Consider the following 10323-nt stretch of genomic DNA (forward strand, 5'->3'; position numbering starts at 1 on the left):
ATGCCGCCGCAGCCGCCCACGGCGCCTTGGCCCGCCACGGATTATCGGTAACCTCCGTTGATACCCCATGGGAGTTGGATGGTTCGACGCCGGAGCTGTTCAGCACGTGGGTGGATGAGTGGATCGAAGCCGCCCTCGAGCAGGAACCCGGGCTGGCCCGCGAGGCCAGCGCCTGGCTTGACCGGCGCCGCTCCCAGCTGGAGCAGGGAGAACTCTCCGTCCGCGTCGAGCACCTGGACCTGCTGGCTCTGCCTGTGTAGGTGCATGCGCCGTCCGGTGTTCCACGGCCAGGCAGTGGAGCCGGGTGTTTCCGAAGCCCGGCATATCGAGGATGTGGACCGTTGCTCCGGTGGCTGTTAGTTCCCCGGCCAGGGGCAGAAAGTGCCGGTGGGAGGCGCCGATCCCGTGGACGAGGACAAAAACTGGTCCACCGCCCTCTGCCGCAGGTGGATGACCGGTGTGGACGTGGAGCGTGTACCCGTCAACGTCCATGACAGTTTTGTGCAGGGCAGACATGATGGCCCTCCTCGTCGTGGGTCTTGGCGTAGCGTTCGAGTTCGCGCCGGCCAGATCCAACCCGGAAACACCGCCCGGTCTGGATACGGCACTGAGAGCCCTGACCGGGCAGCCATTCGGCCCGTATGTTGTCGCCGGGGTGGGGCTGGGACCCTTCTCCTATGGAATCTACTCTTTTGCCCGCACGAAATTCGCAAAAATGTAAACCGGCAGGGTAAACGCATGCAGGGTGCGGCCCCTCCAGGACCGGCACCCTGCACCGTTCATCTCTTACGCTATTTTTTGAAAGCGTCTTTTGCCTTCTCGCCTGCGTCCTTCAGATCCGCCTTGGACTGGTCGCTCTGGCCTTCGGCTTTCAGATCCTCATCACCCTTGGTCTCGCCGGCAGCTTCTTTACCCTTGCCACCGAGTTTCTCGGCGGCATTTCCGATCTTGTCGTCAGCACCCATGGTCTTCACCTTCCTTGGAGTCGGCTGTGCCCGCCCGAAAACCTTGCGGCGGGTCACACGCCCCATCCTACGCATGGGGCGGCAAACCCGGGAAGCAACGCCGAACCCTCGGACTGGAAAGTCGAGCTAGGGGGTGGTGGTCAAGCAGCTGGCGGCCGGGCGGTAAGCCCTTCCCTGTCCGCGGTGTGTATGGGGGCCGACGGTGAGGCGCTGCCGTCCATGGTTTCGTTGTTCCATTCACGGCTGAAGGGCCGGGGCAGGGACGAGTCGGTCGTTAGGAGCCGATAGCGGCTTTGGTGACGGGTATCGAATGAATAACTATCCCCGTACTGCCTCCGGCTGGTCGGATATGCGCTTATAGGGTGATCTGATGACGGATTCAGCTGAACGGCAGAAAGCGATTACGGACACACTGGTCAGTGCCCTGGAGGCACTGATGGAGGCCGATCCGGATGCGTTCCGGTTGCGGTTCCGGAAGATGGCGGCCGATCCTTACGCTTTCTACCGGGGAAGTGCTTCCGTATTCTACGCTGATATGGCTGACCTCGGCGATCAATGGGCGGACGACCGCACCGGAAGGGTCTGGATCCAGGGCGACCTTCACGCGGGTAACTTCGGCACGTATATGAACAGCGAGGGGGCCTTGGCCTTCGATGTCAACGATTTTGATGAGGCTTATGTCGGGCACTTCTCCTGGGACCTGCGCCGCTTTCTTACCTCTCTGGCGTTGCTGTGCTGGCAGAAGGCGCTTCCGGAGCAATCGATCCGGGAGCTGTCCACGACGTATGTCCGGGCATACTTGAATCAGGTCAAGGAATACGATGCCGATGGGCAGGCTGATTTTGCCTTGGGCCTGGGCAACACAAAGGGAACCATCCACGCGGTGCTGCAGGCTGCCAGGGCGGGGCGGCGGACCGGACTGCTGGAGTCTCTGACCCTGGTCGAGGAGCACGAACGCCATTTCCGTGAAGACCACTCCACGCGGCGGTTGGACGAGGAAGAGTACGAACAGGTTTCGGAGTCCTTTGACGACTACCTCAAGACGATCCCCAACCATGACCGGTACCAGCGGCCGGTGTTCTTCCGGGTCAAGGACATCGTGGGCAAAAACGGGTTCGGTATCGGCAGTGCCGGCCTGCCGGCCTACAACATTCTCATTGAGGGCTTCGACGAGGCGCAGGAAAACGACATCGTCCTGTCGATGAAACAGGCCAATGTCGCTGCGCCGAGCCGGATTGTCACCGAAGGGCGGGTGCGTGACTTCTTCGCTCATGACGGGCAGCGCGCGGTCATTAGCCAACGGTCACTGCAGACGAACACCGACCCTTACCTGGGCTACACCACTATCGCCGGCACCGCTTACGTCGTCTCGGAACTCTCCCCTTACCAGCGCGATCTCAGCTGGGAGGAGCTTACCGAACCGGAGCAGATCGAGCCGGTGCTGGAGAACCTTGGCCGCGCGACAGCCAAAATCCACTGTTCAACCGACGAGGACAGCGACCACGATCTGGTCTCGTTCCAGACAGAAGCTGCGATCCTCAACGTGATCGAAGGCCGGGAGGATGAATTCATCGACGGCCTGGTCAACTTCTGTACCGGGTACGCCGCCACCGTCCGCCGGGACCACGCGCTGTTCGTCGAAGCTTTCCGTGAAAACAAGATCGCCAAGGTGCCGGCCACCTGACCGTCCCGGGTCACAGCACTCCCCGGCGTTCCTGCAACGAGGTGATTCGAACGGCAACAGACAGAACTGTTGCGACCGCGTCCGCCACAGTCCGGCAGGCAGGCAACCCCGGCGGGCCGGAAAATTGGTGACGGGATTACCTGCCGGTGGGCTGCTTATTCGCTGATTGTTCCATTCGTGGGCGGATTGCAGCGAGGATGCGGCGCAGGGTCATGGTGACCATGACGGCAGCTGATGTTGAGGCTGCCTCGGAACTTTGGTGTTCGTCCAGCTGGACCGCCAGGGTCTCAAGGACATCTTCGGCTTCATCAAGTACTGCAGTGTCAGTGCTGCCGGTATCCCATGCCTGCAATGCTTCTGCCGTTTTCTGTATGGCCCCGCTCAACGGTTCACGCAGGTCCGCGGAAAGGTGGAAGGGAAATGGTTTGCCCCATGCGGCTCCGGCGAGCACTTCGGTCAGGTCCCGGATGTGGAAGGTAATATTCTCCAGCGCATGAAGATCATTGAAATCGCCGGCGATGTCGCGGCGGTGGCGGCGGGCGCGGTGATTGGCTTTGCGGCTTTCATCCGCAGTGTAAATCGCGGTGCGGACCTCGTCTGCGGTGGCGGCCAGGGCCTCGTTCTGCCTGGCCCAGTCTTCACGTTCGGGCGGCCAGTTCTCCTTCAACGCTTCACCGACATTGTTCAGATGCCTGGCAAGGCCGGTGCGGAACCGTGAGAAGGTGTCAACGGCCGCGTCGAAAGCCAGCGGCGGAATGATCACGGCGTTGGTCACCAGCGCCACGACAACACCTGTGGTCATTTGAACGAGATAGCCGATGGAATAGATGTTGGCCCGCTGCCCGCCGACGATGAGGACGAACAGGGCCGCTATGGGTAAATATTCCTGCCCCGGCGCTCCCAGCCAGCGCATGCTGCCGATGAGGACGCCGACCGCTACCACGAGTGAGATGGTGAGCAGGTTGGGTGCTCCGAAGAGGAGTACTCCGGTGGCGAGGAGGAGGCCTATTCCCAGTCCAGCAAGGATCTGCAGTCCGTATTTGAACGAATGTGCCACTGTTTGGTGCATGCACAGCAGAGCGCCCAGCGGTGCATAGTACGGGTACTCATCAAGGACGCCCGGCATCAGGGGTGCGATTTCCCATGCGAGTCCGACGGCAACGGCCGCTTTGAACGCTAATAACGTCCTCTGATTAATCAGTATGGGCTTGACCCGTGACAGCGCAGGACGCTGTCGTTGCCCTTTCTCAGCAAATATCTTGTTCATTTGATTCCTAAGCGGTTTTTGCGGCGTTATTTGTCGAAGTTTTTTTCGTGAAAACAAAATCGTCAGGGGTCGGCCACCTGACCGTCTTAGACCGTTGCGCCGGCCCCGGCCGTCGATTCCAGAGCCGGATTGGCGGTTGTCCTCTGTGGTGACTGCTTCCATTCTTTGATGATTGTCCAGGCCACCCCTGCCAGTGGAACGGCGACTATGGCGCCGAAGATCCCGGCCAGCAGTACGCCGGCGGTGATAGCCAGCAGGATGACCAGCGGGTGTAGTTTGACGGTCTGGCCCATGATCAGGGGATAGAGAAGGTTGCCTTCGATTTGTTGGACGGCGAGGATGATGATTCCGGCGATGATGGCGGTGCTCGGTCCGCCGTTGACGAAGGCGACCAGTATCGCAAGGCTTCCTGCCACGGTCGCGCCGACCACGGGGATAAAGGCGCCGATGAATATGATCACGGCCAAGGGCAGGGCCAGTGGAACGCCGAGCAGCCACAGGCCGAGACCGATGAAGACGGCGTCGATGACGGCGATGAGACCAACTCCACGGATGTATCCCCCCATTACGGACAGGGATGATTTTCCTATTCGTTGTGCCCGGTCCAGGCGGTGCCCGTGCAGTGGGCGGAGGAAGAAGTGCCAGATTTGGCGGCCGTCCTTGAGGAAGAAGAACAGGATGACGATCATGAGTAACAGCCCGGTGATAACCGTCGCTACGGTGCTCAGTCCGGCCACCGCCGTGCTGAAGGAGACGCTCTGTGCCACGGCGTCCACGGCAGTCTGACGCGCCTGTTGAAGCTGTTGGGGAGTGATCGGCAGTGGGCCTCCGGCAACGAATTGTCCGAGTTGGTCCAGTGCCTGGCTGGCTTGGGCGGTCAAAGTGTTCCAATGGTTGCTGAAAGCGTAAATGACCGCCGCGAGCACCGCCCCCAAAGCTGCTGCGGCGGCGATCAAGGAGATGAGCGTGGCCAAGACCTTTGGAACATGATTTCGGTGCATTACTTCCACCAGAGGCGCGAACGCCGCCGCCAACAGCAAGGCGATCAGTACCGGAATGAGTACCAGAGTCAGCTGCAGCAAAGCATAGACAGTGAGCACGGCCAGGGTCAGCAGCAGCAGGATCTGCCCCGCGCGCATGGCAGATGTTCCGAGGCTGTCGGACCAGACACGGGCTGGGCCACCGTCCGGGGTTTGTTGAGGCGGCGTCCCGCCCGTCGTGTGGATGGGGACTCTGGCTTGTGGTCTTAGAGGATTTCGCATGCGGGAAGTTCCTTTCGAGCAGCTGCGTTTATTGGAGGTCGGCGGCAAACCTGCAGATGTTGTCGATGCGGTCGTTGCATCATCCTGTTCGCAGCCTGCATTCTCGTGGCTCTCGTCACACTCTTGATTAGACCAAAACCAAATCCGCAGCGGTGAACCCCACGGTCCGGGCGCCGGGTCAAACGGTGTCAAACTCTCCGCGCAGTGGCATAATCTCTGGGCGGTTCGGTTATTTCCATGATCGAGAGCACCCTATCCGGGCCGCCTCTAGGGCCCTGTGTTCGGCCCGGGTCTTCCTGTTTTACGGAGTGTGGCGGATCTTGCATCCGTGGGCAGCGGCGCTCCGACGCCGCGGCAGGGACGTCAGTGCGTCGGTTCAGTTGGCCGGTTTGATATGCGGGCGGCTGTTTGCTGGCACAGCCGGGATACTGCGCCCGGGTCGGTGTACATGGCAGCGTGTGGTTGACCGGCCACCACGGCGGTGCGTGCACCGGGGCAGGAGCGGGCGAGTTTCTCCAGCCACGGCCCGGGTGCGACCGGATCCCGCTCACCGGCGGCAATAAGCACAGGCACCGTAACACAGGCGATGCGTTGCTCAATCTGATAGTTCAGCATTGCCGGCAGACTGGCGCGGAACCACCGCGGACCACAGCGCAGGTAATCGAAAGTAACGACCATCTGCGACCGGATCGTGCCGGCGACACCGTTGCGCAACAGCCGCCATGCCTGCTGCCGGACAGTGCGGGCGCCAGCTTCGGCGGTAGGCCCGAGCAACAACAATCCGGTGACGGCATCGGGCTGCTGCAGGGCCATTTCCACAACAACCTGCCCGCCCATGGAATGTCCCACGATGATGGCGGGCCCGGCCGCAACCCGCTCCAACGCCGCAAGGACCAAGCGCGCGAAATCTGTGATGGTCAGCGCTTCCCGGGGAGCAGGGGTGCTCCCGAAGCCGGGCATGTCAAGGACATAGACGCGGCTTCCGTTCGCTGCCAGGTTGCGGGCCAGAGGCAGAAAGTAGCGATGAGAGGCACCGATGCCGTGCACCAGCACATACACCGGCCCGCTTCCGCGGGCAAGGGTGGAGTGGACATCGAGCGTATAGCCGTCAACGTCTACGACCGTTTTAGACAGCCCGGTCATGTGATGCCCCCAAGCAGGAATATCGGCGCGTCCGCCGAGGACTCAGTTTGTCACAGTCTCGCCGCTCGTGCGCCCACTTATCGGCCCGTCGGCAGTACCCGATTCTAACGGCCATGAAAGCGAGCCGGGCTGCTGCCCTGCCGGACTGCGGTATATAGAGGACCCGTGTGGGTGGCGCTGCCGGGGTGCCGCAGAACATTCGCGACCGTTCAATCCGCCCCAAACGTTGGGCACAAAGTCTAATCGGGGGAAGTTTTATCCGGCACATCGACTTGATCGAATGCTGCCGATAGTTCGCTTTCACCCGGGACTGCTTTCTGCTCTTCGACCGGCAGGGAGTCATAGGTGTATGTCGAGACGGCCATGGGGGAGTCAGACCGGCCCAGGGCGTACCGGACGCTGTGTTCGTTCTTGCTTCCACAGATCAGTATCCCGACCGTCGCACCATGGGCGGCACGTTTGAACTTGTCATCGACCAGAGCCACATAGAAATTCAACTTCCCGGCGTACTCGGGCTGGAACTTGCCGGTCTTTAGTTCAATGACGAAATAGCCCGTTGACCGCACTAAGCGGTTGTCGCGGGGGGGGAGCTGTATGTTGGTGGTACTCATAAAACTCACAGGTGAAACGAAACTCACAAGATACACAGTGACTCACAAGGATTATGTCGTACGGAAAACCCGTTCCGTCCCTCGGCTGGTGCTACGCCGCCGGACATTATTGGCCGCGCCGGACTTCTCGATGAGTTCGACTATGGCCTCCGTCTCGGCGCAGGCGCCCCGGGACTTCTCACTATATTCACGGGCGCCCGGGGTATCGGCAAGACCGTTATGCTCGGTACCGCTCACGACACGTCCCGCGAGCACGGATGGGCCGTGATCTCCGAAACCGCAACCGACGGTTTTATGGGGCGGATCGGCGAGTCCATGCGGCAACTCGCTGAAGAGCTCGGCGATGGGCCGCAGCGCCGCCGCATCACCTCGGTCTCGGCTGCCGGCTTCAGCCTAACGACCCAACTGCCACCTGAACGCCAGGTCGCGTGGCGCAGCATCGCCGTCGAACTCCTCACACTCCTTCAGGCCCGTAGCACGGGGTTGGTCATCACCGTGGATGAGATCCACGCGGCTGACCGTGCCGAACTGGCGCAGCTGGCGGCGGCGCCATCGCCGGCCGATGACGAGGAGCCAACGCTCAGCTTCAGACTCTGCGGCTAAGGAGCGCGGTTCAAGCTCGCTCATGAACCTACGATAGTGTGAACGCCGGCTTCCACGTTCGGGAACATCTGCTGACGGCCGATCCGGTGGTGTTGCCATACCCGCATAGCTGTGAAATTCGCTGTCGGTGGCACCTGACACCTGGCAGCAGCGCGGTGACGCCGATGGAGTGTCGCGCAGCTCTTCGCGCACGGTCTCGACGAGGTTGCAGCCGTACGCTTTCGTTTCCCTGGACGCCCTCGTAGGGCGTAGGCGTGGTCGCAGAGATGGACGAGGCTATGAGGATCAGGCCACCACGGGTCTCGCTTAGGTCGGTGGGGCGATGACTGTTGGGCTCTGGCTGGACGGCAATTTGTGCAGGGGGGCCAAATTGGGTGGCTCTCCAGAGGTGTCGTCACCATCAAGTGGTTTTTCCTTCGTGCTATCAAATGCCCTCAATCGGGCCTCTCAGGGTGCCAGCAACAACCTCGGGGAACTATGGTAAGTATACTTACTGCATGAGCGGGTGCTGGTTCGTCCGGGGGATTGCGCCAGCGCCGGAGCGCACTGACACGATGAAGGGAGCCCGGCATGAGTGAACGGCTAGTAGCGGACCTGATAGTGGACCGGCTGCGAACGTGGGGGGTCGATCGGCTCTTTGGGTACAGCGGCGACGGAAACAACACTCTCTTGGCGGCCCTGAACCGGTCTGAGGGTGGTCCGGAGTTTGTGCAGGCCCGGCATGAGGAAAACGCGGCCTTCATGGCGGTGGGTCACGCCAAATATACCGGTGAGGTCGGCGTGGTGACGTCGACGCAAGGCCCGGGGGCGGTCCATCTGCTCAACGGCCTCTATGACGCCAAGCTGGACAGTGTCCCGGTGGTGGCGATCATCGGCCAGCAGGACCGGTCCGTGCTGGGGTCGGGATACCAGCAGGAAGTGGACCTGGTGACACTGTTCAAGGATGTGGCGGCGCAGTTTTCGGAGCAGGTCAATTCCCCCAAGCAGCTGCCGATGGTCCTGGACCGGGCTCTGCGCACCGCCATCGCGACGCGGAGCCCCTGTGTGGTAATCGTGCCCCATGATATTCAGGAACAACCGGCGCCGGTTCTGGATCAGGAGCATGGAGTTGTCGTTACCGCCGCGGAGTGGAATCCGCCCCGCATCCTGCCAAGGCCGAAGGACCTCACCGCCGCTGCGGAGTTACTCAATGCGGGCCAAAAGGTGGCGCTGCTGGTAGGGCAGGGGGCCAGCGCCGCCCAGGAACAAGTCGTTGCCGTCGCGGAGAAGCTCGGTGCCGGAATAACCACCAGCTTGCTGGGGAAACCGTATGTCGATGAGTCGCTGCCCTATGCTACAGGTGTTATGGGGCATTTAGGCACGACGGCGAGCAGCTATCTGATGGGCGCGTGCGACACGCTGCTGATAGTCGGTTCGAATGATCCCTGGACAGAGTTCTATCCGCCTCCCGGTGCCGCCCGGGCGGTGCAGATTGACATCAACGACAGCCTGCTCGGCAATCGGTATCCAATCGAGGTCGGGCTCACCGGCGATGCGGCTGCCACGCTGGAGGAGCTGCTTCCGCTGCTTGAGGAGAGCGGACAAAGTCCCTGGCGCACCGCGGTGGAGGAGCAGGTATCCCGATGGTGGGAAATCGCCGGCCGCCGGGCACGGACCCCTGCTGAACCGGTGAATCCGGAGCGGGTCGTGGAAGAACTGAGCCGGCAGCTGCCATCCGATGCCCAGGTGGCTGTCGACGTCGGAAGTTGCGTCTATTGGTACGTCCGCCAGTTGCGGTTGCCGCGCGGGGTGCCCGCTCACCTTTCGAGCACCCTGGCCAGTATGGGTTGCTCGATCCCGTATGCCATCGCCGCCAAGCTTGCAGCCCCGACGCGTCCGGCCGTGGTGCTTACCGGAGATGGAGCCATGCAGATGGCCGGGCTGGCCGAGATGATCACCGTCAGCCGCAGCTGGCGGTCCTGGCCGGATCCCCGGTTTGTGGTGTGCGTGCTCAACAACCGTGATCTGGGCGAAGTGTCCTGGGAGCAGCGTGAGAAGGAAAATCAGCCGCGCTTTCCGGCCAGTCAGGATCTGCCCGATTTTTCCTACACCGGATACGCTGAATTGCTCGGGCTGACGGGCATTCGCGTTGAGGACCCGGATCAGCTGGCGGGTGCCTGGGAAGCGGCCCTGGCAGCGGACCGGCCGGTGATTATTGAAGCGGTCACGGACGCCGCTGTTCCGCTGTTGCCACCGTTCCCGGCCGGCGAAGCCAAACTTGAAGGGATGCGCGGCGCTCTCGCTCAGGAAGGGCCCGGTGCCGATCATGCGCGCGAGCTGCTGGATATTTATGCCGGTCACGAGCAGGATGGGCAGGCGCTGCCCTCGGACTGAAACCAAGCCAGCCGAAGATCAAATGAGTTCCGATCAGGGACACGATGAGTGACGATGCCGGTGGCGCCGGCATTTGGCAGGGAGCTGATCGGCTCCGGCCTTATTCAAATGATAGTGACACGGAGGAGAAGAAATGAGAGCACTCACATGGCAGGGTAAGCGTTCGGTCAGTGTGGAGACTGTTCCGGACCCGGAAATCGAGGAGGCGACGGACGCAATTATCCGGGTCACGTCCACCGCGATCTGTGGTTCGGATCTGCACCTGTATGAAGTGTTGGGTCCTTTCATGGACAAGGGTGACATCATCGGCCACGAACCGATGGGCATCGTCGAAGAGGTCGGCTCCCAGGTGAGGAACCTCAGTGCCGGCGACCGCGTCGTCATACCGTTCAATGTCTCTTGTGGGCACTGCTTC

General features: G+C 61.7%; 11 protein-coding genes and 1 pseudogene. 6 read left to right on the forward strand and 6 right to left on the reverse strand.

All coding sequences use genetic code 11. From position 1 onward, the window contains the following. Nucleotides 1-260, forward strand: a pseudogene (locus tag Y707_RS31510) (SAM-dependent methyltransferase); the annotation flags it as partial. Between the two features lie 230 nt (nucleotides 261-490). Then, nucleotides 491-721, forward strand: coding sequence for a DUF1206 domain-containing protein (locus Y707_RS0113280; RefSeq protein WP_035781728.1), 231 nt, complete (start codon nucleotides 491-493; stop codon nucleotides 719-721). 70 nt (nucleotides 722-791) lie between these two features. Here Y707_RS0113280 and Y707_RS25890 read toward each other — a convergent pair whose 3' ends face one another. Continuing rightward, entirely contained in the window at nucleotides 792-965 is a 174-nt protein-coding gene (locus tag Y707_RS25890; protein ID WP_035781730.1) for a CsbD family protein, read from the reverse strand. A gap of 370 nt (nucleotides 966-1335) precedes the next feature. Here Y707_RS25890 and Y707_RS0113290 point away from each other — a divergent pair, with 370 nt between their 5' ends. Further along, nucleotides 1336-2649, forward strand: coding sequence for a DUF2252 domain-containing protein (locus Y707_RS0113290; RefSeq protein WP_026535461.1), 1314 nt, complete (start codon nucleotides 1336-1338; stop codon nucleotides 2647-2649). Between the two features lie 136 nt (nucleotides 2650-2785). Here Y707_RS0113290 and Y707_RS0113295 read toward each other — a convergent pair whose 3' ends face one another. The 5 genes from Y707_RS0113295 to Y707_RS32855 form a co-directional block, all read right to left on the reverse strand. Beyond that, nucleotides 2786-3916, reverse strand: a complete 1131-nt coding sequence (locus Y707_RS0113295) for an FUSC family protein (RefSeq protein ID WP_026535462.1) — start codon at nucleotides 3914-3916, stop codon at nucleotides 2786-2788. 86 nt (nucleotides 3917-4002) lie between these two features. Then, nucleotides 4003-5055: an AI-2E family transporter gene (locus tag Y707_RS25895; RefSeq protein ID WP_253905166.1), complete on the reverse strand. Its 1053-nt coding sequence runs from the start codon at nucleotides 5053-5055 to the stop codon at nucleotides 4003-4005. A gap of 486 nt (nucleotides 5056-5541) precedes the next feature. Next, the gene (locus tag Y707_RS0113305; RefSeq protein ID WP_026535463.1) at nucleotides 5542-6321 is read right to left on the reverse strand and encodes an alpha/beta fold hydrolase; all 780 of its coding nucleotides are present in this window, start codon (nucleotides 6319-6321) and stop codon (nucleotides 5542-5544) included. A 239-nt stretch (nucleotides 6322-6560) separates the two neighbouring features. Beyond that, nucleotides 6561-6887 (reverse strand): PDDEXK nuclease domain-containing protein, encoded by a 327-nt coding sequence (locus tag Y707_RS25900; protein ID WP_051441981.1) that lies wholly within the window; start codon nucleotides 6885-6887, stop codon nucleotides 6561-6563. A 96-nt stretch (nucleotides 6888-6983) separates the two neighbouring features. Beyond that, nucleotides 6984-7169: a hypothetical protein gene (locus tag Y707_RS32855; RefSeq protein ID WP_253905167.1), complete on the reverse strand. Its 186-nt coding sequence runs from the start codon at nucleotides 7167-7169 to the stop codon at nucleotides 6984-6986. Between Y707_RS32855 and Y707_RS29035 the strand changes: the two genes are divergently transcribed. The 3 genes from Y707_RS29035 to Y707_RS0113325 all read left to right on the forward strand — a co-directional run. Next, on the forward strand, nucleotides 7137-7535 hold the full coding sequence (locus Y707_RS29035; RefSeq protein ID WP_253905169.1) for a P-loop NTPase family protein: 399 nt from the start codon (nucleotides 7137-7139) through the stop codon (nucleotides 7533-7535). The genes Y707_RS32855 and Y707_RS29035 overlap by 33 nt on opposite strands. Nucleotides 7536-8105: 570 nt before the next feature. Beyond that, nucleotides 8106-9908, forward strand: a complete 1803-nt coding sequence (locus Y707_RS25910) for a thiamine pyrophosphate-requiring protein (protein ID WP_035781732.1) — start codon at nucleotides 8106-8108, stop codon at nucleotides 9906-9908. Nucleotides 9909-10041: 133 nt separating this feature from the next. Continuing rightward, on the forward strand, nucleotides 10042-10323 hold a 282-nt coding region (locus Y707_RS0113325), incomplete at its 3' end, for an alcohol dehydrogenase catalytic domain-containing protein (RefSeq protein ID WP_026535465.1).

This window comes from Arthrobacter sp. H14, assembly GCF_000520495.1.
In the GTDB taxonomy this organism is placed as follows: domain Bacteria; phylum Actinomycetota; class Actinomycetes; order Actinomycetales; family Micrococcaceae; genus Arthrobacter_C.

Bases quoted from the DNA above. Each gene is read 5' to 3' on its own strand.
- Y707_RS0113280 (WP_035781728.1), top strand. From the start codon at position 491: ATGACAGTTTTGTGCAGGGCAGACATGATGGCCCTCCTCGTCGTGGGT.
- Y707_RS25890 (WP_035781730.1), bottom strand. From the start codon at position 965: ATGGGTGCTGACGACAAGATCGGAAATGCCGCCGAGAAACTCGGTGGC.
- Y707_RS0113290 (WP_026535461.1), top strand. From the start codon at position 1,336: ATGACGGATTCAGCTGAACGGCAGAAAGCGATTACGGACACACTGGTC.
- Y707_RS0113295 (WP_026535462.1), bottom strand. From the start codon at position 3,916: ATGAACAAGATATTTGCTGAGAAAGGGCAACGACAGCGTCCTGCGCTG.
- Y707_RS25895 (WP_253905166.1), bottom strand. From the start codon at position 5,055: ATGCGCGCGGGGCAGATCCTGCTGCTGCTGACCCTGGCCGTGCTCACT.
- Y707_RS0113305 (WP_026535463.1), bottom strand. From the start codon at position 6,321: ATGACCGGGCTGTCTAAAACGGTCGTAGACGTTGACGGCTATACGCTC.
- Y707_RS25910 (WP_035781732.1), top strand. From the start codon at position 8,106: ATGAGTGAACGGCTAGTAGCGGACCTGATAGTGGACCGGCTGCGAACG.